Source organism: Mycoplasmopsis agalactiae 14628, assembly GCF_000266865.1.
Taxonomy (GTDB): domain Bacteria; phylum Bacillota_I; class Bacilli_A; order Mycoplasmatales; family Metamycoplasmataceae; genus Mycoplasmopsis; species Mycoplasmopsis agalactiae_A.
In genome coordinates, this window is record NZ_AJPR01000011.1 from 74,698 (window position 1) to 101,068 (window position 26,371).

Here is a 26,371-nt window from a genome sequence, read left to right on the forward strand (position 1 = left end):
GTATTTTAAGGTATGACATGTAATTTTGGATTTGAAAAATAACAAAAAATATGAAAGCTATATGAAACTTTCATATTTAACTTTAAAGCTTGCTAAGCAATTTTACTTTTGCTTAGCATACTCAACTGCTATTTGTGCGGCAACTTTAGCGTTGTTATAAACTAATTGAATATTAGCTTCAAGACTTTTTCCTTCAGTTAATTCAAGTACTTTTGATAGTAAGTAAGGAGTTGTTTTTTTGCCACTAATTCCCTCAGTTTTAGCTTGCTCAATTGCTTTGTTAATGTTATCTAAAATATATTCATACTCAAGACCATATTGTTCAGGAATAGGGTTAGCTAAAATAATTCCGCCATTTGTAAATTCTCACTTAGCTTTCATTATTGAAGCAACTTCGATAGCTGAATGAACATTGTATGTAACATCAAATTCACTAGATGATGAATAAAAAGCAGGTAACTTATCACAGTTATAGCCTAACACTTCAACACCTTTAGTTTCTAAATACTCAAGCGTTAAGCTTAAGTCTAGTATTAATTTAGCACCGGCACAAACCACTAAAACATTGTTGGTCGATAATTCATCTAAATCTCTAGAAATATCAAAAGTTGTTTCAGCTCCTCTATGAACACCACCAATTCCACCGGTTGCAAAAACAGGAATACCTACTTTTTGTGCAACTAAAACTGTGCCAGAAACCGTTGTGCCACCATTTTTTTTGTTTGCTAAAACATAGCCAAAATCTCTCTTGCTAGTTTTGATTGCATCTTTTAATTTGGCAAGCTCATTTATTTCATCATTTTCAAGCCCGACATGAATTACTCCATTAATTATGGCTATTGTTGCAGGCACAGCGCCTTGCTTACGAATTATATTTTCCACATTAAGCGCCATTTCAACATTTTTAGGATAAGGCATTCCGTGAGTAATAATTGTTGATTCTAAAGCAACAACAGGCCTTTTATGTTTTAAGGCACTTTCAACTTCCTTACTAAAAACTATATTCATATTAGTTAACCTCCATATATTCTTTCATTAAATCATTATCATTTAATTCATCATTAACTGTTTTAACACTAAGCAGCGCAAATTTAGAGAAAATTGTTGCAATTTTCAAAATTTGTAGCTTATTAATAAGCCCATAAATTAAGCCTGCGCAAAACGCATCCCCTGCACCAGAAGCAGAAAGCGGTTTTATAGAATTAGGCATATAAAATTCAGTTTTTTCATCCTGATCAAAATATATGCTTCCATTTGCTCCATCAGTAATAACAACTGCTTTTGCTCCATTTTTAATAGCTTCAGAAGCCAATATAAATATATCTTCTTCAGAAGAATTAAGCAGATTCTGGAACTCAATTTTATTTGCTTTCATAACCGAAATGTACTGTAAAACAGGCTTAAACTTTAAAATCTTATGACAAGATACGCCTTCAGCAACAATAAATTTATGACTATAATTTTTGCAAATTTTAGCAATCAAATCTTCGCTAAGATTAGCATCCAGACAAATATAAGTTGCACTGTCTAATATGTCTTTGTATTGCATTAAATCATCATAATTAACAGACTCTGTAATTTTAGTATCACTAGCAGCAATGCTCATATCAGAATTTCTATCTAAAAAAGCAACGTATTTGGCTGATTTATAGCCTTCTTTGACAATTAGCTTATGACTAATTAAGTCATTATCTAATTGCTTTTTAATTCATTTTGCTTCTAAATCATCTCCGACAGCAGCAATTAAAGTTGCCTGAACATTTGCTAGTTTTAAATTTTTGGCAATATTATAAGCAACGCCGCCCAGCGTACTATAAATATTTGAAGGATTAGAGTCCTTTAAGATAATTTCATTATCAATCTTTGCATAAAGATCATAATTTACTGAGCCAATTACAACAACATTCATAAGCCTCCAGCAAAGTTTTACTTTCCCTAATTATAGTGCACACAATAAACATTTACTTAATAAGCAAAATATATAATTCCAAATTTTCCATAAATGTTCCTGCTAAGCCATATTGTTACTAACATTATTGATTAAACTTAAAATTAATATAGAATTTTAATTATGAAAAATGTAGTTAAACCTAAGATCATTTTTGTTGATTTAGATGGCACAACCATAGATTTAAAAATTAATGGTCACAAAAGAATTAGTGCTGAAAATTTAGAGTACATAAAAAAAGCTAGAGAAGCAGGAATTGAAGTTGTTGTTTCAACAGGCAGACCTCCAACTAAGCCATCAAACGTGTTTTTAGAACCAATGCAATGTCTAGATAATTTCATTGCTTGGAATGGAGCTTACATTAAGCAAGACGGTAAGGTAATTCACTTTGGTAAGTTTGAAAAAGACGATGTTGAGAAAATCTATAATGAAATAGTTAAGCACGGTATTAGTGTGATTTTTAACTCTGACACAAAAGATTTAGCTTTCACACATAGTTGATTAATATCAATTGCATTACGCTGAACTAGAGGTAAGGCAAGAAGATATAAACACTTCAAAAATGACACAGAAATTAACAAAATGGTGCTTTGACACCCAAGCAAGAAAAAACTATATGCTTTCGCTATGATGTTAAAAGAAAGGTTCAGAGACACCTGTGAAATAGCCTTTACAGGCAATCGAAATGAAGTTTTAGAACTTACACCAATTGGTTCAACTAAAGGCTTAGCAGAAATAACTTATGCTAAAGCTAGAGGCGTTAGTCCTGAAGAATGTGTGCACATTGGCGACACTCTTAATGACGCAACATGCGTTAACCGCGTTGGGCAATTAATTGCTATGAAAAACTCAACTCACAGTCTCAAAAACATTGCTGATGTTATTTCCCCTTTTACCAATAAAAAAGCCGGATTGGGAAAAACCATTGAACACTTTTTTCTTAAATAAACAACAAAATTTAGCCACTAAATTTTAAAAGGAGGCAAAATGAGTGCATTTTTCAGAATGCAACTTAAAATTTACTTCCGCTTGGCAAGCTCTTATATTTCGCCCTTAGTTATAGGGGGTTTTTATATAATCTTAGTTACATGCGTAAGACTTGCAATAGGTGCTTCAGATGTACAAAGAATATTAGACAGCAATCAATATATTGAACTGTCAGCAAACTTCTGTATGATCGCATCCTTTGTTATTTCATCTTTTGTGACACAAACATTTTTTTACCGTTATAAAAATGAGGGAATAGAATACTTACTTTATTCAAAGCCAATTAAAAGAAAGCAAATATTTTTTACTAATATATTTGCTAGCATAATTGGTCTTATTATTTCCATGGCATTAATGAGCACAATGTTTTTCATTAGCCAGTTAATTATTCCATTTACATTTTCAAAAGCCTTGCTTTCAACATTATCATTTTTCGGAACAGGTTTATTATGTGCTGCTCTTGCTTTAGGAATAGCAGCCATAGTACAAAATTTTGTAGAATCAAAAGTGTTTCAGATTATTGTGTCAATTATTCCTATTCTAGGAATTATGACATTAGGCTTTATTAAGTTTTCATCAGGAACTGATGTAATACAAACTACATATCAAGCTGCTAACAGACCAATAATACTTATTCCTAATTCGCCTGATTTAAAGGGCGATTCGTCAAATGCAGTCGAGAATTTGAACAAAAGAATCAGGTCTCAAGATGACTTATTAATCGAAAATCAAAGCATTGCTAATATGCTAGAAAATCAAGAAAAATTAGCATTTAATCCATTTTCTAAAACTTTTAAAGTTGAAAAAAGAGAATCAATTAAAGAGCTAGCTGACAAAGTTAAAAAGTCATTTTACTCACACATATACTGGTCAAACTTTAAAGAATACTATTTCCCAACCTTTACAGCTTATGATAAAAATTTAAGAAACTGAAATGTTACATTAAATTACAATATTTTAGATAACAAAGCAAGTGTCATAAATAAAGAAACTGGTGAATTAAATAAGGATGTAATTAGTTATTTAAAAAACAAGTACAACCTAGATATTAATAACCAAATTTTGGTTAAAACAACTGATAATGATCTTTATTCTTTAGGCTACAACATCAGCAACTTCAAGGATATATTTGACTGAGATAGATTTGAAGAAAAACCACTTTTTAGCATTGGTTTTAATGACATTCAAAACAGAAATTTTGAAAACTTTGATGAGTTTACTAAAAAAGTAATTAATAAAATATTAGAGAAAAAGAATGTTGATTTAATAAAAGTAGCTTTATTTAATTTTTTAGACCTAAAAAGCTATTTAACAGGCACTGTGGACGCAGTTAATGCTTTAGAAATCATCGACTTTTTAACTGGATTAACGAAACATGCATTGCTAAAAAACAAGCATGAATTTGATCTTGTAAAAACCAAAATCGAGGAAAGAGCCAAAAGTGAAAAAGATCCAAATCTTAAAAAGTTATTCGAGCATTTAAAATCTAAGAGCAGTTCGCTATCATATGATTTACTACAAAGCCCTGACTTTATGCAGTATTCTGCAACACTTGATGATTATATAAAAGCAAGATTTGATACAAAAGAACTTAGCGAAATTCAAAAAACTAGATTAAACAGTTATATCTCAATTATGCGTGAAAGAGCAATTACTGCTTTTAGTCAACTATTTTGAACAATTAATATATTCAATATTGTAGGAGAAAAGCAAAATGGCAATTTTGCTAACTCACTAGAAACCAAAAATATAATTCCTTATCTATCACAAAGCCAAGAAAAATTCAGCAAATTCAACAAGAATTATAAACAAAGCATCATTAAAGTTGTGAAGTTAAATGACAATTTAATTGAACTGGAAAGAAAAAATTACATTGAAACACCAACATCAATAGGAATAACACTCCTAGTATCGTTGACGTTTATAACATTAGGCTATTTACAATTTGAAAGAAAGAATTTTAAATAATGGAAAAGAAAAGAAATTCATTATCATCAATTTATAAAAAATGAAGAGAAAATAGCCATATGTTTGCTGAAGCTAAACATAAACAATATCACAAGCCTGAAGCTGATGTAGCTCTTTCTGTACAGCATTTATCAATGATATTTAAAATTGCCCCACAGACCTATAAAAAAGCTGTAGATGATTTAAGTTTTGATGTTAAAAAAGGACAATTTCATGGCTTTGTTGGCAACAACGGATCAGGGAAGACAACTACAATAAGATCTATTTTAGGTTTCTATCCCGGACTATTTGGAAAAATATTTATTAATGGCTTAGAATTCACTAATTCATCTGCCAAAAGAAAAATAGGATACATTCCCGAAGTTACTATTTTTCCTAAAAATTTATCAGCAATTGAATATATTTACTCACTTGCACTAATGTCTGGTGTCGATAAAAAAGTTATTAAAGACAGAATAAACTATATTATGGACACATATGGCTTCCATGTGCCAGATATGTCTAAAAGCCCTGCTTATATGTCTTCAGGGCAAAAGAAATCTATTATGCTTATTCAGGCGCTTATTAATGATCCAGAAATTCTGATATTAGATGAGCCAGCAGCTAATTTAGATCCTAGTTCAAGAATTAAGCTGTTTAACACTCTAAAACAGCTACATTTGGAAGGTAAAACAATTTTTATTTCTAGTCATATACTAGACGAATTAGAAAAATATATTGATAGCTTTACTTTGCTTTCAGAAGGAAAATTACTATATTCAGGCTCAATAAATGACTTAGAAATAGAAGATAATAATTTTAATACTAAAGTAAAAGTGAACAACAATATGCCTCTTAGGCCTTACTTAGAAGCAAATAACATAGACTTTTATATTGAGAACGATATTGTATTCTGCAATCTCAAGACAAATGAAGATAAAGCTAATTTAGTTAAAGAAATATTAAAGTTAAATCTTGAAATAATTTCAATCACCAAAAACACACAGCCTTTAATCAGCAGATTTTTTGAAAAATCAGCAAGCTAACAAACTCTAAAATGGGAAAAACAAGCCTTTTTTCCCATTTTTTTCAACTTTTTTATCTTTGCTTTAAAAACCTCCTTATTTATAGTGAAAGGAGAAAAATGGATACAAACCATTATATAAAAGACACAACATCAGAAATTCCAATTAAAGAAAAAATAAACATAATCAAAACGCTTTGCCTTATTGATGATGAAATGAACAAGGCTAAATTGATAAGAGAAAAAGCACATAAATTATTTGGCTACAAGGATGATTCATTAAGTAATTATAAGTCTAGGTTTTATGGAACGTTTGACTATATGAATGAAAACAATGCTGAATTTATTAAAAAATATTTTATAGACCATAATGAAAATAGCGCTAAAAGAAATATGTCAAAATCAGCTTATTATAGATTAAGAAAAAATGCAATTGAGGAGTTTGTTTACTATTATATTACCAGGTAATTTATTAATAAGCGATTTGAATAATAGCGCTATAAAACAGTCAAATGTGACTTATATTGACAACAGAGAATTTACAACAAAAGCCACAGGAACATGATATGTAAATTGATCTAATTCGGCGGACGCATTTTCATTTTTTGATACTTCCTTAAAAAGGCATAAGAATTTATTTAAAAGAGGCGCAATTGAAATTAGAAGGATTTTTAATGGTGATAAATTTGTACTTAGATACTGAAGAGTTTCGCCAACATCAATTGACAGTGATGAAGATTTAAGTTTTTCGCTTTCAATTAACAATAAAGTTGTTGAACAAACATCTGAGAACACACAAAATATAAAATTTTACAAAGATGAGCTCGAGAAAAATTTTGATGAATATGATTCATTAAAAGATACTAAATACTATGTTTCTAGAACAACTGACGGTAGCGCAATGCTTCAAGTAATGACCCTTACTTCTGATTATTTAGGTCTAACATTTAGCGATTTAGAAAATATTGTTGTAACTTTTCCAATTAATCGTCAATACTCAGCGAGTGAACGAGATTATGATTTTTGAGAGGTCAAATTAAACAAACTGCATAGTAGGGACAAAACAATAAATGCAATAAAAAATAAAGCTATTATAAAAGTTCCAGAGCATTACAATTTCAGATTTGATGAATTTGGGCAAACCAAAGAAGAAGTTAAATACTTGAATATGAATATTAACATTAATCCATTATCACAAGACAAAAAGTTAGTAAATTTAGTTCAAATTAAGTCAGAGAGCAGCAAGCATAATGAAACAGGATTTTACAAAAAAGAGTGAAAGGGCACACCTTTTTTAAAAGAAAAATACCCAAATCAAGACAGCTTTGATGGACTTAGAAAAGTTATGGATGCTAACACTCACTTTATAAAAAATCAGTCGTTTGGAACTCTATTAATTGATTCTATTCACAATGAATTTTTAGGCAAAAGCGCAATACCAGTAGAGACAGAGACATCATCATCAATTTATAACAAAGGTGTTGATATAAAGAATATAGCCATAAATGATTATTATGAATTCGACTATAAACAAGGCAAATTGGTAAATTCAGTCTCAGGCCAGAATAAAGGATTGTTTATCCCATTTAATTTCAAAGGAAATTTCAATACTAGCTATAGGCTAATATGAAAAACAAATGAAAAGAATAAAAATTCTGAGCACCTTGTAGTAATAAACAATAGTCAAAAAGTAATAAGGCCTATGTTAGATCCATATTCAGGATTAATAAAACTAAAAATTGGTGACAAAGCCAATGAGAGAACTCAACCTTATAAATTTAAATTTTCAAGTGATCAAATAAAGGAAATAATTGAACTAAAAGAAAATCCAACAGTAGAAATGTTTGAAAGGTTTAAAAATGGGAAAGAAAGCTAAATGAATTCTATATCCCGTACTGGCCACAGCAGGTGTTGCAGCAACAGCCACACCATTTGTTGTCTTATCTGTTAAAAAATCTAATGGAAGTAAAATAACACCTGTTGAAAAGGAAAGTGAAAAAGAGAAGATAAATAATTTATCTGTTTCATTTCCTAATTTATCGCCAGCAAGTTACTATAAATTTATAAAGTTTGATGACAATAATACTCTGTATTTAGAGAACAATATTGTGTCAGCGATTGTTAAGGATGTACTGTCAAAATTATCAGATTATGAAAAAGACATTGAGTTTGATTATGAATTTATTAACCCTGGAAAGCTAGAATTACATTTTAAGTTAAACTTAAACCAAGCTCCAGAGTATAAGAGCTACAAACTAGAAATTTTTAAGGATAGTAATTATTCAAAATTAATTGTTCATTAGCGACTTAACTCAAGGAAATTTATGTGGAATAAAGCCAAAAACCCTATAAAACAGCATTAAACAAAAAAGAGACTATTGTCTCTCTTTTGTTACAGATTCAAGTCTGTATTGTTCTATTTCAGCAGCAGTTGCTAGAACAAAATGGTTGTTTCCAACATTATGTCATTTGGGCTGATACTCTTCGGTATAGTTATGAACTTTGTGATCATATACTTTTCCCATAAGAGACCCTTTTTCCTTTTCAATAGAAGGAACAGCATCCAACAAGCTCTTGGTGTAAGGGTGGTAAGGGTTATTGATAATCTCGTCAGTTGGCCCGATTTCTAATAAAGTTCCACGGTTGATAACAGCTATTCTGTCTGAAATATACTCAACCATTCTTAAGTCATGGGCAATAAATAAAATTGTGAGGTGATATTTTTCTTTTAAATCATTAAAAATATTTATAACCTGTGCTTGAATTGAGACGTCTAAGGCAGAAATAGGTTCATCAGCTATTAATAATTTGGGCCTTAAAACCACAGCTCTACAAATTCCAAGACGTTGTTGTTGACCACCTGAAAATTCTAGCGGGAATCTTCCTAAAACAGTGTCATCAAGTCCAACTTGTTTCAAAATGTCTATAACTAAAAGCTTTTTGCATTGCTTCTCAGAAAGACTAGACATTTTGTCTCTCTCTTCCTTTTCAACCAAAATCTTTTTATAAATATCATTATAAATTTCGGGGTTGTCACTCGCTTTTTGCTCTAAAAGTTTGACAAATTCAACAAAAACGAAATTATATGATGATTCAATTGTCTCACCTTCTTCTTGATATTTATTAAGAGGTGAATCATAAATGATATTTTCAGGATCCTTTAACTGAATCAAGCTATTTATAGCCATAAAAGTCGCTTCGTCAAAGTCTGTAAGGTAAATTAACTTAGCATTTTTGGTGTTTGATAAACCTTCGCCGACAACATATTCAACATTTTTGAATGGGTTCAGTGAGTTAGTTGGATCTTGAAAAATCATTTGAACTTTATTTACCATAAAGTTAATAGTGTCTTTGTATTTTTTGCTAAACTTTCACCCTTTATCAATGTTCTTAGGCACAATTCTATCTAAAATTTTAATTTGACCAAACTCATAAGGGGTTAATCCGATAATAGCCCTACCAGTTGTAGATTTACCTGAGCCAGATTCACCAACTAACCCTAGAACTTCACCATCATAAATATTTAAATTTAAATCTTTAATAGCAGGAAATGACTTGGCCCCTGACCCATAAACAATGTCTAAGTTTCTGATTTCGACCAAAGCATTTTTTTCTGGGTAAGCATTAAGCATTTCATTTGTTCCTTCAACAACTTCACGGTAAAGTGTGTTGCCAAAAGCTCTTTTTTCAACATAGTACTGCTTACTCATTTATGCCTCCATTTGAGTTGCCATAATACTTATCAAAAAACATTGACACTCTACTTTTGTTGGCTGTTTCATAGGCTTTTTTGGCTGAATTATTTCCTTGCTTATCAGTTATTTTTAAAGGAGCATCGCTGTTATTTTCAGGGTTATTTCTTTGTTCTAAAATGCTTTTTCTTTCATCATTTAGTTCATTAGCCACTTTATTATGTTCATCAGCTTTTTGTTTGTAATGATCATATACAGAGTTATCAACCAAAATGTTATCTCCATAAATAGACTTTAACGATTCATCATATTTATTTCATAATTTCTTGATAACTTTAGGTGGTTCATATTCAGGAGCTTGTTCATTCAATAAATTACTTTTAACAAAGTGGGTTGGTGAAATTTGATACATTGGTGGCTCGTCCAAAAAGTCTACATTTAAGGCATAATCGTTACGAACAGCAAAGGCATCACCTTCAATATTGTTTAAGTTTGATGGCACTGCACCTCTAATAACTTGTAGTCTTTCACCTTTATTATAATCAGGCATTGATGTAATCAAACCTCAAGTGTATGGGTGTTGAGCATTATAAAGAATTTCTTCTTTAGTTCCTGATTCAACAATCTGACCTGCATACATAATATTTATAAAGTCAGAAATGGAAGCCACAACACCTAAGTCATGGGTAATAAAGGCAATTGCTATATTAAAAGTTTCTTGCAACTCTCTAATAATGTCAAGAACTAAAGCTTGCACAGTAGGGTCTAGAGCAGTAGTGGGTTCATCCATAACTAAAATTTTAGGTTTTAGTGACACAATTGATGCAATTGCAACTCTTTGAATCATACCCCCTGAAAGCTCATGAGGATATTTTTTCATAATATCTTCAGGATTGTTAATTTTGGTTAATCTTAAGTATTTTAAAGACTCTTGATAAGCCTCTTTTTTGCTTTTTACTAGCTTATTAACTAGCATGCCTTCCATTATTTGATTTCCAACTTTCATTGTTGGATCCAGTATCGACATAGGGTTTTGGAAAACAGCAGAAATAATTCTTCCTCTTAGTTTAGATTTCTCTCAATTATATGTTGTGAAGTTTTGCACTTCTAGACCATATAATCTAATTTTGCCGCCTTCAATTATGGCGTTTGAGCCAGTAAGACCATAAAGCAAAGACGTAATAACAGACTTGCCAGAACCAGATTCACCAATAAGTGCATGAATCTTACCTTCATAGATTTTTAAACTCGGTCCTCTAAGCACTAAGTTCTTTTCTTTAGGATTAGCAGGATTTTTAAATGTTAAGTAAATATCTTCTATTTCAGCAGCAACATTAGTTGGTACTCCGAAAACATCTTCGACTTTTGTGCCTGTAAACAAGTCAACTTCGGTTTTATCTTTTTTAAATATTCTTTTAATTTGCTTGCCAAGGTTTTTTCAGTAGTCAATAAAACTTCTTCAAAAACCTTTATCTTTTTCAGCCTTTATTTCCATCATATCTAAAGGTGCAGGAAAATTATTATAAATTAATGGTTTAGGAAACTTTTTGTTATAACCTTGTAGTTTATTATGCTTAATTTGTGTTTCTTCTTGATTCATGTTTTTCCTATCTTTGTCTTAGCAAGCTATCTTGCACTGCACCTGACATTAGCTGAATAGAAGCAGTAACTAAAATAAGCATAAATGAAGGCACCAATACATAACGTGGGAAAACTGTAAAGTTTTTTGATCCTTCACTAATTAAGTTTCCTAAAGTAGCAACGTTTGGAATAGACAAACCTATAAAAGCTAATGATGTTTCAGAAAGAATAATTCCGGGGATGTGAAATACTATCTCGGTAATTAATAATGGTATTAAAATTGGCAAGTAATTCATTAATACTTTATATGTTGGAGTTCCCAAAATTTTAGATGCACTAACTCATTCAAATGATTTAGCACGCAATACTTGAGAACGCATTTGGTTAGCAATACCAGCTCAGGATGTAAACGATAAAGCAAAGATCATTACCCAGAAAGTTGGCTTAATAATAATAGTAATTGTAATAAGAATGATTATTGATGGCACGTTTGAAATTATTTTAATAATGAAAGTCATTATTTTGTCAAATATTCTAAAGTGACCCATCATAATTCCAATAATTAAACCAACTATAACTTGAATAAATGTTGCAATAAATGATAAAGCTAGCGAATACCTAAGGCCATATCATAATCTAGCTCATAAGTCTCTACCCACTGAATCTGTGCCAAAAATGTGACCATTTGTAAAGAATGTTTCAAATCTGTTTTCAACAGACAATTCTAATGGGTTGTGTCTTGTCACTAATGGAATAATAAACGCTAATAGCATTAAAATAACTAAAGTTACAAAACCAAATACACCTGCAAAAGAACGACTAAAACGATAGAAGAACTCGACAAAGGAATTTTGTTGCTTATGCATTTTGCTGGTTTCATTAAACTCAAATAGATTACCAACAATTTGTCATTCTTTGTAGGCCAAAGGCCTTAAAAATCTGTTTGGTGCTAATTCTTCGCCAAAAACATTATTTGGACTTTCTTCTCTTCTTTTTCTCTTTTTGTTTCAATTCTTAATTCATTCAGACAGTTTAGCCATTTTAGCCCTTTCTTCTTACTCTTGGGTCAATTATTTTATAAAGAGCATCACGGCAAGTATATGAAAGAATTGTTATTAAAGAGAATAATGTAACCATAAATAAAATTATATTAAAGTCCTTTGAAGTAATAGCATTAAGTAGCAAGCCACCAGAACCAGTTATAAAGAAGATTTGCTCAATAAACACACTACCAATAAAGCTACCAAATATAACAACTGGGAAAAATGTTGCAATTGGGAATAATGCTGGTTTAAGCGCATGGGTTCAAACAAAACGACGTTTTGTAATACCTTTTAAATAACAGAATTTGCAGTGTTGTGAGTTTAGTTCTCTGTTAAGCTCAGTTCTTATATATTTAATATATACAATTATAGAGCCTAATGAAAGTGCCAAGCCAGGTAGAACATATGTTGATATATCTTTTTCGTTAAAGATATATGGAAGATTTAACTTTCTACCTATCAATAAGAGCCATAAGGCAAATACTAGTGATGGAATTGATGAGAAAATTGAAACAACTAAAGTAGCAATATGGTCAGGAAGCTTATCAGGATTCATGCCTACATAAACTCCTAAAGGAATTCCCATTACTAAAGTGAGCATAACTGAGAAAATTCCAATTAGGAAACTCTTATAAAAACGTACTCATACAAAATCATTAATTCTTTCACCAGGGAAAACCGATAAAGAAATTCCAAAGTCTAAGTGAATTATGTTTTTTAAATAAATACCATATCTAATAATCAAGGGTTGATTTAGTCCATATTTTTCTTCAACAGCTCTTCTAGCTGCTTCATCTAAGCCGGCTGTTAAACCTGTGCCACCAGGAACTGAGTTAATTAAAAAGAAGGTTATAGTAATAACAATAAAGGCAACTAGGAAAAACTCTAAAATGACTGCAAATGCTTTTAACATACTTGCCACTCATGGCGATTTTATATTAAATATTTTTTGATGTCATTTTAATTTACGTTTAAATTTATTATCAAAGTCAACTAATTGTTTTTGTTCAACTAATTTTCCTGATATTTCTGAAAGATCATCAACAAAAAATGAGTTTTCAGATTTCTGTTTTAAATTTTCCATAAATACTCCTATAACTCCTCTTCTCTTACATCAGTTGGCAAGTTTTTCTTAGGTGGGAATGCAGTGTCATAAGCAAATTGTAATGAGTAGGTAAATAAACTCTCAGTACCACCTACTCTAGAAATTTCTCAATATGTATCAACTTCCATCAATGGTACAACAGGTGCAGCTTCACGAACTATTTTTTCTAAGCCAGCTATTATGGCAAAAGCACTTTGTTCAGTTCAGCCTTCTTTTATCTCTTCATCAGTAAACTGATTTGTAAAGAAGGATGTTACTCTGTCATTAAATTGGCTTAGCGATTCATGTTGAATGTGTCCTTGTTCATCTTTGTATGTTTCTTTTCTTAAAGAAAGCTCAACAATTTTATTTCAAACTCTTTCAGCAGAGTTAGCTAAACCAAGACGGAATTTAATCTTATCAACTTCTTTTTTAGCTTCATCTGAAATAGTCACCTTTCCGTTTTCGTCTAATTTATAGCCTAATTCTTTAAAGTACTTTTCATATGTTCATGAACCAGAAGGGTTGTTTCTAAAACCAGTTTGCTTAGCGTTTTCGCTATCAATACCATCAGTTCTAAAGAATACTTTTACATAGCTATAAGCATCAGAACCAAAGGCATCAAAGTTTCTATAAAGCAAGTCAAATTCACCTTTTGTTCTAAAATCTTCATAAACGTTTTCAGGTAAACTCTTAATTTCTATGTCTAAAAAGCCATTAAATGCTTTAGACATAAAGTCTTGCAAGGCTATACCAGCGTTTTGATGCTCGTCAGTTGAGTTCGAGATATATTTAAGTGTTATCTTCTTCAAGTTAGGATGTCTTTTCTTAAATGCATCCATATATTGGTTAGCTATTTTTAATTGAAAACCTTTGTCAGTTCTATCAACATGTTCAAACTTATAAGATTTGGACAAGTGATTTAAGTGACTATAGTTTTGCACAGGGATAGGTGTTTTGAACTCAGTGTCATATTTTGTATATGTTTCCAAGTGGTCAAAACCAACTTCAATAGCATCACCAAATGAGGATGATCCTTGGCCAAAAGCAGTTCATGTTATAACTGGATATGAAGAGTTTCATCCTACTATATTAAGCATTTCGTCTCTATTGATTGCATAGTAGATAGCATTTCTTAAATCTTCATCATATAAGTATTTTGAATCAGAATTGTTAGGAAGTTTCCTAAATCTTTCATCATCAAGGTTGAAAGCTAAAGCAATTGTTCCAAATCCTGATGATTTCTTCATATATTTTCTATATTCTTTATCAGTTCAGTATGCTAATTGCTGAATTGCAGGGATTCTAGTTGCAGCTATATATTTATCATCATATAAAGCAGCATTTATATTAGGATCTGAACTAAAGAAGATCTTTATTCTCTCGCTTGATGTTTTATCGGAAGAGTAATATTTTTGATTTTTAGTAAGCAACAAGTATCCTTGCGGTCCAAGTACTAAGTCACTTAAAAGAAAAGCACCAGCAGTTAGGAAGTTTTCTTGTTTTAAACCAAATTCATTAATTCCACCATTTGTTTCAACAAACTTACGGTTAATAGGGAATAAGTTTGATTGCATATCTTGCACAACGTTTGATAGTGACGAAGGCTCACTTGCTGAGTATTCAATTCTTAATGAATACTCATCTAGTGCCAGTTCTCTATGTCATCTATAGTGTTTTGGCTTGAATGAATCTATAAAGTCATTAACTAAAGTATTTTCCTTATAAAGCTTATTTACAGCTTGATTGTACGAATCAATATTACTGTCACTATAAGAAACTGGAAGCTTAGCTTTTAGTGCTCTTGACTTTTTCATAAGTTCTTTAAACAAATCAGAATACTTTTGTCTAGGGTCACTAAAAAGGTATTTTTTAATCTTTACTGCCTTACGTTGTGGAATTTGTTTTAGTTCTTCTTCACTATGCTTACCATGTAAGTATTCAGGGTTAGGAAGCATAATAATTGTCTCATCTTTGTCAGGATCAAAGTCAGGCGAGTAAGGAACACTAGAAAGAATTTCTTTATTTGAATAATTTCAGTAAATTCTTCCAGAATATAGTCCTAATTTTTTTACTGCATCCTTGAGCTTATCAAGAATTTTACGTTCCTTAGTTTTTATTTCATTTACTTCAGTTTGACTTAAATTCTTGACCTTAAACTTGCCATCTTTAAGAATTTGTTCAATTTGCGATGGATAAAGTTCTTTATATGAAGGATCAAAAACATCGTATATAACTTTTTTATCTATTTCTTTAAATAATGGATATTGGAATGGATTTTGATAAGTGATGCCGAATTCCTTTATATACTCTTGCTGAATATCAACAACAGCTTGTGCATAAGCAAACTTTCTTTGCAAAATAGTAGTTAACTTCTGACTACCTGTAGATAAGTCGAGAATATAGTGAATAGCATCAATATAATCATCAGCTACTACTTCATCACCATTGCTTCAGCGGCTTTTGCCTTCGTTAAGCAAAATGTTCATAGACTGAATTGCATTACCACCAGATTGCAAGATGCTTACTGGCTGATATTCATCTCTGTCAGAACTAAGCGAACCAGTTGTTGATCCTAATTGATCTAGGGGATAAAATCTAGAACTAGGTGTAGCTGCTGGAGCAACTTTTTCAAAATATTTATCAATTTGAGTTTTGCCTTCTTTAATTTCTTGTGGAGTTAGTCTTTGTTCATTATTATATGAACCAATAGGTAACTCCGGAAGGCTTAAAATTCTTTTTAGCGCTTCATCAGGAGCAGCCTTAACAGGAGCTTCAACTAAAGATGGCAAGACTTTATTAACAGATGAAAACTTAATGTAATTAAGGGAGTTTATAGGTTCAGAAACTAAACCAAGGTCATAATTTCTTTCAATTTTGCCACACTTAGCAGCCACAAGTGGCACTAAGGCAGAATTGAATGCAACTATGCCTAATAAAAGCTTTTTAATTCTTTTCATGGTTAGTCTCCTTTATTATTTAACCCCATTAAATTGGTCATATACATATAGTATGTTTTCATAAACATTATTGCCATTTTCATCTATTTTATAAGGCTTTTCGCCTTTAGCCATTCTTATTGAAGCTTGCGAGAATGTCTTGCCGTTTTCAGCAATTGATTCTCATGTTCCTAAGTCTGTATTAAGTATATCTTTAGTTCCTTGTTCATCGCTAGAGAAGTAAACTGAATATGTATGTCCTGGCAATAATATAGCATTTCTGTATTTAGACATAATGCCATAGTCACTTACTCACGAAACAAATCCTTTTCCTTTGTGCTTTCCGTTAGAGTCGCTGTAGTCATATTGTTCATCTGCCAGAGTATGACGAATTTTCTTTCTTTCTTCATCACTCTTAGCTTCGTTGAATTTTTTCTCGTTTTCAATGTGTTGGTTTTTGTAATAGAACATGTTGCTTGTGTTATCTTTAGTTAGTTTAAGAGTCTTAATTTCACCAGTTTGTCTATCTTTAAAAGCAAGATAGTTTGCTTTTTCAGCAACATCGCTTGATAGATAACCAAACATTGCCACAGCATCCTTGCTTCCATCTCTTCAAATGCCTGAAATGTTTCTCTTACCAACACCTTGTGATTGAATGTAGTACTGTCAGTAAGCTCTAGCTCTAGTGTTAACCACTTTGCCTTCCAAGTCTTTAATTCTGATAGTATCATCAACTATTTCAGCGCCCTTATCATCATAAAGCTTAAAGTTTAAGAAATCACGGTATCATCTATCCTTAAATCAACCATTATTAATTGATTGAAACTCTCCAAAGTAACTGTTGTTGTAGTTTGAATCATCACTAAGGTTTTTATCATCTGATAAAACAGCCTTTTTGTATCTTAGATTTAGAGCATTTGCCTTATGTTTTTCTTCATTGTCAGCTAATCTTTCATAATCTAAGATTGCATTCTTAATTCCATCACGACCACCTCTATCATTCAATTTAAGTGCTTTAGATTTTCACTTAGCAGTAGTGGTACCATCAACGACATATTCTAATCCTGTATTAGCTTCACTAATATTAGATAAGAATGAAGGAGTGTTACCAAAATCATGATTTGAAGGTGAGTATGTTATTTGCAAGTTATCACGGTTTATAACTTCAGCAAAGTTATATGTATAGTCAGAAAATAGTTCGTTAAATTTACGTTCAGTTTTGTTGATAAAGTAATTCTTAACATCATCAGATGGGCCAGTATGGAAGGCAGCATTAGCTAATGAAGTGAATATGTTAACTAACTCAAATTGTTGTAATGAAACATGCACAATTGTTTGGTCAGTGTAAAGCTGAATCTTGCTATCAAAAACAAGCGAGTCAACTAAGTTTATGGCTTTTAGATCAACACCAAATTCTTTAGCAATATTTTCATAAGTTTTGATTGTATCATCAGCACCAATTTCTCATTTCTTTCTATCAGCACCATCAATTTTAAACTCTTGTTTCTTAAACTCTCCATAACCATGTTTTTGGTCAAAAATTCACATTGCATCTTTGTTGCTATTTTTTAGCTTATCAAATGTTAAAGCAGAGTTAAACATTGCAAATAATGATGAGCTAAATCTTCTCATAATGTCATTAGCTCACATTTGGTTTGAAGAGTCTTCCATTGCTTTTTTATAGAATTCTCTGAATACATTTTTCTCTTCTTCAGACATTTCAGTCATATTAGCTAACTTGTCAATTATCTCTGTTTTATAGGCATTTTTGAAATTGTCTATGTTGATCTTTTTCTGTACATAATCTACTTCTCACTTAACTGTATCAGTAGCTTTATCATACTTAGCTTTAGTTAAGTCAACGTTAACAAACTCTAACCATTTTTTGTAATCATCAAATTCAATAGAGCCATTTTTCATAACTCCAGAAGCAAATGAATTAAATAAACCGGTTAACACATTATGATCTAAACGTTTTAGACTTTCAGTGTAATTCATTTTTAATTTAGTAACTTGGGTAAAGTCTGCTTGAGAAGTATCAGGGAATGTAACAATTTGACCTGAACTATTAAGCATATTTCAAACACCATTAGGGTTGGCGCTTGATGTTATGAAGGTTGGCGTGTATTTAGATAATCATTTAATAATTTTCTTAGAGTTAAACACTTGAAGATAATCACTAGGAAGTGTTTGAGCAAAGAAAGGATCTGTAAATGCTGTTTCTAACTTAACGTTAGGCATATACATTGTGTCTTTGTCAATTCACAATACTTGTCCAGCACCACCATTTATGTTGTTGTTAAGTGAGTTACCTGAATTAAATAGTGCACTAAGGACATGACCTAGTTTTACTTCTCCTGAAGCACCATTTGTACTTGCTGGTGCACCATGACCATTTTTACTTATGTAATCTTTAGGATTGCCATAAATTAAGTTGCTTGGAACAGCTTTAGGGAAGTTAGATGAGGTGTTTTCTGAACCATCTTTGTTGTAGTATTTTATAAATGGTACTTTTCCATCTGTGCCTTTTTTATAGGTTCCCTGGTCAGGATCTCTGTTAGTAAGATAATTCTTGTAAATATTAAAGAACATCTTAGTTACATCGCTTGGTAAGCCAGCACCAAATATATTTCTAGTTTCAGGATAATCAACAATAATTTTTGGATCTAACGACAAACGAGTATCAGAAGTGTCTCAACCATTAATATTGAATCTGTCAACTATTAATGACTTAATTGTTTTAACAATTGTGTTTATTTTGTCATTAACAAATTTAACAGCATTTTTATCATAATATGGACTCTTTGTGTCTGTTAAATCAACATTTAAAGGAACACTAATTACAGGTGAGCCATCAGCATTATGCATTAGAACTTTAGTTATTAATATATAGTTACCTTCGGCATCTTTAAGTCCTTCAACAACTTTAGGTTCAATTTGTTTCGAACCATTTTTAGTGACTTCTTCAAATTCAATCAAATTGCCTTGACCATCTTTGATTATGCCTTTAAGCATTGAAAGGCTTGCTTCTTTAAACTCATACTCGCCTTTATCATTCTTAACCATATATTTAACTTTGGCGGCATCTTTTAATGCACTGTTAACAGTAGGGTTAAGTGTACCTGAGTAGTAGTCGATTGCATTAATTACTCACATATCAAAAGGACTTAATCATTTTTCATCACCATTAGCAGTTAAGCCATTTTGTTCTCTTCTGCTCTTAACAGCTTCTAGCATTCCAGCAAAGTCTTGCAAGAAACGTCTGTTCTTGTTTGATAGGGCTTTTCATAAATCTCTGTCTTCTAAACCAACACCTCAAATGTCTGATTCTTTTTCCATCGATTTGATTGTATCTTCAGCTTTATCTTCAAAAGTTATCTTGCCATCTTTACCCTTTTTAGCAAAACGGAATTCAGCATATTCACCATAGTCTTTTAAAGCGCCAAATTCATCTAATAAACGTTTTGTGCCTAATTCAACGTGAGTACGGGCCTTTAAGTATAGCTCAACAGCATCCTTGCTGTAGTAGTTGTTAATATTTGGCGTTGAATTTGGCGTAAGTGCACTAACAAATATTGGATCACTACCTTTGTTACTTAAATCATGTGCACCATTTAAGGTAATATGGTGGCCATATTCATGGGCTCCAACAAATTTAAGGAAGTCAGTTGATATACCTTTGAAGTTTGGATCAGACATTTTTAAAATAGCTCATAATCCAACACGGCTGTTTTTGGTAAAACCTAAATATTTACCATTCTCTAGTGAGTATTCCATAACCCCATCAGAGTTAATCGACTTTTTAATATGCAAGCCATCTAATCATTCGCCAGCATAAGGCACTTCTTTTAAAAGTTCATCTGTCAATCCTTCATATGCGTCAGCAAAAACATCATATGATCTTTCTGATTTGCCAGTTTCAGGGTTATTAACCTCATTTTCTTCTTTTATAACTGAAGGCGCCACCATCTTTTTGTAGCCTAACACTGAGAAAAATTCATTCATATTTTTAAGAACATTTTTATCAGCATTAGCATCTACTGCAAACTTAACAAATTTGCTTCCAAATTTAGTTTGTGAACCAAAAGGATTTTCAGAATCAACGTTCTTGATAGTTACTTCAAGCACACTTCCTTTTTTATTAATATCAGAAATATCAGCTTTGAATATTAATTTATCAATTTCTTCTTTTGAAGCATTAGGTTTAAGAATATTTTTCTTAGTTAGTATGTCAATAAGCTCAATTTTTGACTTAGCTACAATGACATCATCTTCACTAGTTATTTGTCTTGCTTGAACATTTTTATCTAGTTCTCTAGCTTCTTTTATTAATTGAGTTTTTCTGATGTTTTCAACTATTTTAGCTGAATGTGCTAATGAGTGATTATATGCTTCATATAATTTATGGTCTCTTAAAGCAGGCGCGATTAAGGTATCAAAGTATTCACCTAAGCTGCCTAGATATTCTCCAAATTCTTCAACACTTTTATCAATGTGTTTTTCAACTTCAGTCATTCTTTTAACAAATGAGTTGAATAAAACTTCAGGATTTATTGCACTAGTGCCAGCTCTTGGTGTTAGCTGAGGAAGATCTTTAAACTTAGCAAGTTCGGCCTCAATTTTGTTTAAGTTTTCAGCTGTTAAAGCCTGTAAATAAGCTTTTTTGGTTTTTTCATCTAAATCTTTTTTGCTGCTAATATAAGCAGTAAGTTTTGCTAGTTTTGTCTTATCAGATTTTAGTAGTTCAATAAACGGCATAGTAAACCATGATGTTTGGAATTTCGAAATATTAACATTTGTTCTTGTTTCCCAACCTTCATTGTTCAGAAAACCTAATATTAATGTTTTATAAGCCGATAGATCTTTAACAATTTCTTCTAATCTTTTGGATAAATTATTAAACTCTGCGACATAGTTAGCTAGTTCACTATTTTGCGATGTTTCAATATTAAATTTCTTATTAAATTCAGAAACTATACCTGAAAGCGCTGACAACCCAGCAACAACATTTGCATTGTCATAGTCATCTTTGCCAATTTGCTTGTAAATTGATTCAACTTCTGTATTGAAATGTTTTAGAAGTTCATTAGAAAATTTATCTTTTTGAGACTTATGTTTTAGGTTTTCATTAAGTATTTTAGAAACCAAACTTGTTGCTTTTTTCTGTAATTCAGCAATAAACTTTTTAAATGTTTCGATTGTTGAAACTTCAACACCATTAATGTTAGAATATAGTGCTTTTAGGAAATTATCAAGTTCAGAATTTGTATGAGTTCTTGTGCCACTGTCAGGAAGAGGTAGGCTTCTTCTGAATCTACCAGCTATTTCTCTAACAGAGCCACCACCATTAGATGCTTTTTCAAATTTCTTTAAAAATTCTGGAACTTTCTTGTTACCTTCGGATTCATTTTCTTCGTTACTCTTTGAAGATTTAAGCTCTCTGAAAATAACCTTATATTGCTCAACAATTAGGTTATCCTTAAAAGTTTTTATAAAAGTTTCAACTTCTTTTTCGTATGCACTTGTTATGGTTTCATTAAATGCTTTTAGATCCTTGCCTAGCTCTGAAGAGTTTTCTGAATTTTCAATTTTCTTCATTTCGCCAGCAAGTTTTGAATCAGGTTTCTTAAAGTTATTTAAGTATGAGTTTGCTTTTGCCACAACTTCATCATGCATAATATCTTTGACTAATGCATTTGTAAAGCTTGATAAATCTTTTTTAAACGTTGCAACATTTGCTTTCTTGCTTTCTGCTTTAGATTCAAATATTGAAAGAAGGTCATCTTTTAATGACAATGAACCAAGCAATGATGCTTCATTTTTCTTAGAATCTTCTTCGAATTTTTTGTAAAGATTGTTGTAGAAGTTTGCATATTCTGGATGGTCTTTGTCATTTTTTAAGCTCACAAGGTACTTATTACCTTGCTCCAACAAATCCTTATCTGCTCTAAGTCCATCAAGTTCTGTTTTGTAAGTCAAATATGATTCATATGCTTCAAAGTAAGCTTTAGCTTCGTTGTGAACCATTGGTCTAATTTTGGTTCTTATTTCAGAATTTATTTCACCTAAAACCTTTTTAAGTCTATTTAGCACCTTAAATAAATTAGTTTCTAATACAGAATCTCTATCATTTAAAAATACACTTAATTCAGCTTCAAGCTTGTTGAATGGAATTAATAAATGTAAGGCAGGAAGAGAATTTGAATCAATTTTTTTCTTAACATCATCTAATTCGTTGAAGCCTGTTTTATGCCAGTTTTTGAAAAATTTAAGTTGTTCTAATTGCTCAGCAATAACAACAGATTCAGCAAACAGTTTATCTATTTCTTGATTTAATTTAGTAATTTTTAAAGCACTTTCAGACTTACCATTTAACGAAGACTTCTCTGATTTTTTACTCTTTAAAGAATCTTCAACTTTTTTCAAATCATCTGCATATTTTTTCTTAAGTTGATCATAAACTGATTGTGATTTATCACTAGCTTTTTCGAAAAATTCTTTAATTAAAGCAAGCACACGGTCAGCATATGACTTTAAAGTGTCTGTTAATGTTTTGGAATTATCAAGCTTGTGATCATTAAGAGCATTTACTAAAGGTTTGTTTGATATTTTTTCCCATTTGGTTTTAAATATGCTTTCTCTAGTTTCTCTTTTTCTAATTACACCCTGAGTTTCTTTTAACTTTTTCCCAATAGCAGCTTCATCACCATGTTTTAGTAATGAATATCAGCCAGCATAGTCCTCATTACTTAAAGTATTAGCAAACTGTTTTTTGTTCTCTTCAACTAAATTAATATACTCTTCAACTTTTTTGCTCAAGTTAGCTGATGAGTTATTAAATGAGCTTATAAGCTTTTTATAAGCATTTGCTAATTCACTGTTTTCTTTAACACTTTGTGAGCTCAAAAATCTTAATTGGTAATCAGACAACTGCATCAAGAAGGTAGAGTTATATCTTTTTGCAATATTTTTCTTATATTCAGCAATATCTTTTTTAAGTTCATTAACTAAATTGATTGCTTTCTGGAAATCAATTTTAGCATTTATAACTCTAGCAATTTTGTTTTGAATATGGTTGTCATTTTCATCGATTTTATCTCTAAGATCTCTGATCTTTTTGCCTAGTTCTATTTCCTGTAGCTTTTCATCATCAGTAGACTTACCAGAATTAATTTTTTCAATTAATTGTGAGCTTTCAGCAAAAAGTTTAGTTAGCTCAGTGAATTCTTCTTGACTGTGTTTTTTAATAAAACCATTAATTGTCTTGCCTTCATCATCATTAGTGCCATTTTCCTCACCTAAAGCCTTTTTTAAGTACTCTAATACTACATCAGCATTAGAACTTCAAAATTCATCAAAATTCTTTTTGTTGGTTTTAGGATCTAGAACTTCTGAATATAGCAATGTAAATTCTTCAGGGAACAAGTCTTTGTTTTCAAAATAAGGAACAACTAATTTTTTAACAGTTTCAACTTTATTGTCGAATTTTGCTATCTCAGCATCTACTTTTTCTAAATCCTTTTTAACAGCTTCACGCTTGTCAGAAATTTTTGCATAATCAAAATCAGCACCCAAATGTGCATTTTTCTTGCTTAATTCATCTTTTTGATCATTAACAAATTTAGAGTACGCAAAAAATTCTGTTGCTCCATCAGGCAAAATATTTTTTCTGTCTTTAACAAATTCATCTAAGTTGTAGAAATCTCTTCAGTTTAGTTTTGCTTTAGTATTAGCATCAACTAATGTTTCTATAGATATTAATTCATTAGGTAAATAAGCGACATCCACTGCAAAATAGTCTTTTTCGACAAATTGATCAGTTGGATTAGTTCCTGTAACTAGTCTGTTTAATTGTTGACTAGTTTCAAAAATAGTTTTATCAACTTGTTTTAAAAGTTTAACTTTTTCATCAGGATTTTTAGATGAAAATGACTCAGCTTGCAATTTATCAATGCTTGGATCATTAGCAAATGAATCATACATTGCAACCAGTGCATTTAATGTTTCAATGTCATCTGTTTTAATGCCGAAATGAGAAGCTAATTTACTTGTAAGCTCGGTTATTTTTCCAGATTTTTTGGCTGAGTCTAATAAAGCTGATGCTTTATCCTTGTTTTTAGTTATTACTATGGTTAAAGCATTAACCAACTTTTGCTGATTGCCATTGTTATTGCCATTTGAACTGCTGCCATTAATATCCTTTAGCTCATCCAATAAACTCTTGTCATCTTCGTTTAACTGTCTAGTATTTTTTATTGTAAATTCAATTCTTTTTAGTTCTTTTTCTAAAGTATGCTTTAGTTTAATATCAGAATTTGCCTTGTTTATAGCCTCTTTGAACTGTGCAGACTGGCCTTCAAGAGTTTTAATAAAACTTTCTCTCTCTTTAGTTCTAGCTTCAAGTGTTTTTTTAAAAATTTCAATGTTGATCACAGCTTCAGCAGCTTTTTTATCTGCCATTGCTTTGGTTTTTTGAGCTTCTAAGTCTTTCTTTTTGGTTTCATCACTGTTCGCTTCTTTAATTTCCTTGTCAAGTTTTTGTATTAATCTCTCAGCTTCTTCAACAGCTTTCCTTGCACCAGCATAATTACGCAAGTCAGCTTCCATATTTTCTATGGTTTGCCTTAGTGTTAATCACTCTCTATATAGTCCATTTAATTCACTAAATTGCAATAACGATTTTTTAAGAATTTCTTCAGAAAACTTGTTTGGCTCAAATCTAGTCCTAATTTGCTCGATGAAACGAGAAGTTAAGTCTTCAATTAAGCTTTTAGCATTTTTTAATGCTTTATCAAATTGCACATATTTACCTAAAGTTTTAAATGACTTTTGACCATTTTGCTCTTGTGTTGCATTTAAAATTTCACCAAAAGCATTGTGAATGGTGTATGATGAACCATCTTCAAAATGAATAAGTAGTTGTTTATCCACTATTTCATTTGTGTTGTTGTACTCATTTACTTTAATTTCAGCATTAGCGATAACTTTTTCTTCAAAGTTAACATTTTCAGCACTAAAGCCATCTAAAAGTTTTAGGGAATCTTTATCTTTGTATTCTTTTAGCTTGCTTGCAAATTTTTCTTTTGCTTCAGACAAACTATTGGCGGCCACAACTAGTAAATAAGGTGATTTTTGAACTAATCTATTCTTTTCAACAGTAGAATAAGTAGTTTTTAAAACTTCTTTTTCCCATTCAGGGCGCCTTAGAGCATAAACTTTTTGATTTTTTAGATATCTAACATTTGTAATTCCTCTAAAGAATTGCTCATTGATAGTTTTATTTGAAATATTAGCAAGAGCATTATACTTGCCAATGTTTTCTAAAAACTTTCTTAATTCAGGTTCGCTTAGCACACTTTTGTTTAATTTGTATGTTAGTGAATCTTGAGCATTACCTCTACCACTTAGGCTTGAATAAATTGGGAGTGTGCCAAAAAATGCATCAGGGAAAAACTTGATGGTTGTGTATTCTTTGTTTTTGTTTGAGTGTGAACCTAAGGTTATGCTGTTTCCAGCCATTTCAACACCTTTGACAATTGAAAATGACTTAAGAGTGATAATTTCAGGGCCTCAAGACACGTTTTTCATAAATCATTCAGTGAACTTGTAAAACTCTAGTGGACTAACAGCCTCAATGTATTGGTTATAAAAGTTGAATGAACCATATTTTATGTTTAAATATGGCAAAGCGTGATGCTTTGCATAATATTTGTCCAAATACTCAGTTGAACTTAATTTAGTTTTGCCATCAGTCACAACTTCAGTAAGCGGATCATAATGCACTTTGTGCTTATTATTGTGCACCTCTAAAAAGAATGATTCAGGCTTAGCATTTCTGTCAATAAAAATGTTTTTTAATTCAGCTTCATCAGTAAAGTTTTTTCTTCCTAACTTTTCATTTGAAGTTTTTGAATAACCATACATTGTGCCAAGTGTTATTGCTGTTATTCCAGCTAAAACACCACCAGATATTGCATATTTGTGTCACACATGTTTTTTAAGATTAATTTTAGGCATAAAGCCTCCATATTAGGCTAATTTATAGCGTTATTAGTATCTAAATTATTTAAAAAAGTTTTAGTGTTATGAACTAAGGTTTAGAAAGTTAATAAAAAACAAAATAAAG

At 31.1% G+C, this 26,371-nt stretch carries 14 protein-coding genes; 6 read left to right on the top strand and 8 right to left on the bottom strand.

What is annotated here, in order from left to right:
- Positions 1-102: 102 nt before the first annotated feature.
- Both MAGB_RS02360 and MAGB_RS02365 read right to left on the bottom strand, forming a co-directional pair.
- Positions 103-1,008 carry a pseudouridine-5'-phosphate glycosidase gene (locus MAGB_RS02360; protein WP_004024205.1) on the bottom strand — a complete coding sequence of 302 codons (906 nt, stop codon included), beginning with the start codon at positions 1,006-1,008 and terminating at the stop codon, positions 103-105.
- Between the two features lies 1 nt (position 1,009).
- Entirely contained in the window at positions 1,010-1,909 is a 900-nt protein-coding gene (locus MAGB_RS02365; RefSeq protein ID WP_004024206.1) for a PfkB family carbohydrate kinase, read from the bottom strand.
- A 162-nt stretch (positions 1,910-2,071) separates the two neighbouring features.
- Between MAGB_RS02365 and MAGB_RS02370 the strand changes: the two genes are divergently transcribed.
- From MAGB_RS02370 to MAGB_RS02395, 6 genes are all read left to right on the top strand, one after another.
- Positions 2,072-2,896 carry an HAD-IIB family hydrolase gene (locus tag MAGB_RS02370; protein WP_004024207.1) on the top strand — a complete coding sequence of 275 codons (825 nt, stop codon included), beginning with the start codon at positions 2,072-2,074 and terminating at the stop codon, positions 2,894-2,896.
- A 39-nt stretch (positions 2,897-2,935) separates the two neighbouring features.
- Positions 2,936-4,903: an ABC transporter permease gene (locus MAGB_RS02375; protein ID WP_004024208.1), complete on the top strand. Its 1,968-nt coding sequence runs from the start codon at positions 2,936-2,938 to the stop codon at positions 4,901-4,903.
- Positions 4,903-5,928 (top strand): ABC transporter ATP-binding protein, encoded by a 1,026-nt coding sequence (locus MAGB_RS02380; RefSeq protein ID WP_004024209.1) that lies wholly within the window; start codon positions 4,903-4,905, stop codon positions 5,926-5,928. The genes MAGB_RS02375 and MAGB_RS02380 overlap by 1 nt, the downstream gene beginning before the upstream one ends.
- 98 nt (positions 5,929-6,026) lie before the next feature.
- Positions 6,027-6,374, top strand: a complete 348-nt coding sequence (locus tag MAGB_RS02385; RefSeq protein ID WP_004024210.1) for an MG284/MPN403 family protein — start codon at positions 6,027-6,029, stop codon at positions 6,372-6,374.
- Positions 6,349-7,782, top strand: coding sequence for an MHO_1580 family protein (locus MAGB_RS02390; protein WP_036433295.1), 1,434 nt, complete (start codon positions 6,349-6,351; stop codon positions 7,780-7,782). The genes MAGB_RS02385 and MAGB_RS02390 overlap by 26 nt, the downstream gene beginning before the upstream one ends.
- Entirely contained in the window at positions 7,766-8,209 is a 444-nt protein-coding gene (locus tag MAGB_RS02395; protein ID WP_004024212.1) for an MHO_1590 family protein, read from the top strand. The genes MAGB_RS02390 and MAGB_RS02395 overlap by 17 nt, the downstream gene beginning before the upstream one ends.
- Before the next feature lie 72 nt (positions 8,210-8,281).
- On the opposite strand, the gene MAGB_RS02400 is transcribed toward MAGB_RS02395, so the two are convergent.
- Genes MAGB_RS02400 through MAGB_RS02425 form a run of 6 tightly spaced genes read right to left on the bottom strand, consistent with a single transcriptional unit; the run spans position 8,282 to position 26,262 of the window.
- Positions 8,282-9,616 (bottom strand): ABC transporter ATP-binding protein, encoded by a 1,335-nt coding sequence (locus MAGB_RS02400; RefSeq protein WP_004024213.1) that lies wholly within the window; start codon positions 9,614-9,616, stop codon positions 8,282-8,284.
- Complete coding sequence (locus MAGB_RS02405; RefSeq protein WP_004024214.1) at positions 9,609-11,198, bottom strand: ABC transporter ATP-binding protein; 1,590 nt, start codon at positions 11,196-11,198, stop codon at positions 9,609-9,611. The genes MAGB_RS02400 and MAGB_RS02405 overlap by 8 nt, the downstream gene beginning before the upstream one ends.
- A gap of 7 nt (positions 11,199-11,205) precedes the next feature.
- A complete protein-coding gene (locus MAGB_RS02410) occupies positions 11,206-12,219 on the bottom strand; it encodes an ABC transporter permease (protein WP_004024215.1) in 1,014 nt (337 codons plus the stop codon).
- Position 12,220: 1 nt separating this feature from the next.
- A complete protein-coding gene (locus tag MAGB_RS02415) occupies positions 12,221-13,306 on the bottom strand; it encodes an ABC transporter permease (protein ID WP_004024216.1) in 1,086 nt (361 codons plus the stop codon).
- Positions 13,307-13,314: 8 nt separating this feature from the next.
- Complete coding sequence (locus tag MAGB_RS02420) at positions 13,315-16,266, bottom strand: ABC transporter substrate-binding protein (protein WP_004024217.1); 2,952 nt, start codon at positions 16,264-16,266, stop codon at positions 13,315-13,317.
- 15 nt (positions 16,267-16,281) lie between these two features.
- The gene (locus tag MAGB_RS02425; protein WP_004024218.1) at positions 16,282-26,262 is read right to left on the bottom strand and encodes a PDxFFG protein; all 9,981 of its coding nucleotides are present in this window, start codon (positions 26,260-26,262) and stop codon (positions 16,282-16,284) included.
- Between the last annotated feature and the right edge of the window lie 109 nt (positions 26,263-26,371).